Origin of the sequence: Bacillus sp. SIMBA_005 (genome assembly GCF_046535585.1) — a bacterium.
Taxonomy (GTDB): Bacteria; Bacillota; Bacilli; order Bacillales; family Bacillaceae; genus Bacillus; species Bacillus pumilus.
Genome location: NZ_JAWRWI010000128.1, coordinates 1 through 340, shown reverse-complemented (window position 1 = coordinate 340; position 340 = coordinate 1). Strand labels below are relative to the sequence as shown.

The following is a 340-nucleotide window of genomic DNA, read 5'->3' as shown; positions in this document are numbered from 1 at the left end:
AGTGCAAAGCTTGTGGCAAAATCTCTATGTGTCACTGGAATACCTGCATAAGCGGGAGCTGCAATGCCAGCCGTAATACCTGGTACTACTTCATAGGCTATGCCATTATTTTTTAATATTTCTGCTTCTTCAGCACCACGGCCGAAAACAAAAGGATCGCCACCCTTTAAACGTGTTATCACTTTGCCCTCTTGAGCTTTCTCAACAAGCAATGTATTAATTTCATCTTGAATAAGGTGGTGCTTACCAGGCAATTTACCACAGTACACAAGGTCAGCATCTTTTTTCGCAAATTCTAATAATTTTGGATTCACTAGACGATCGTACGCAATGACATCGG

At 41.5% G+C, this 340-nt stretch carries 1 protein-coding gene; it reads right to left on the bottom strand.

Features of this window, described 5'->3' with window-relative positions; genetic code table 11:
• On the bottom strand, positions 1-340 hold a 340-nt coding region (locus SB660_RS19425), incomplete at both ends, for a uroporphyrinogen-III C-methyltransferase (protein WP_410583877.1).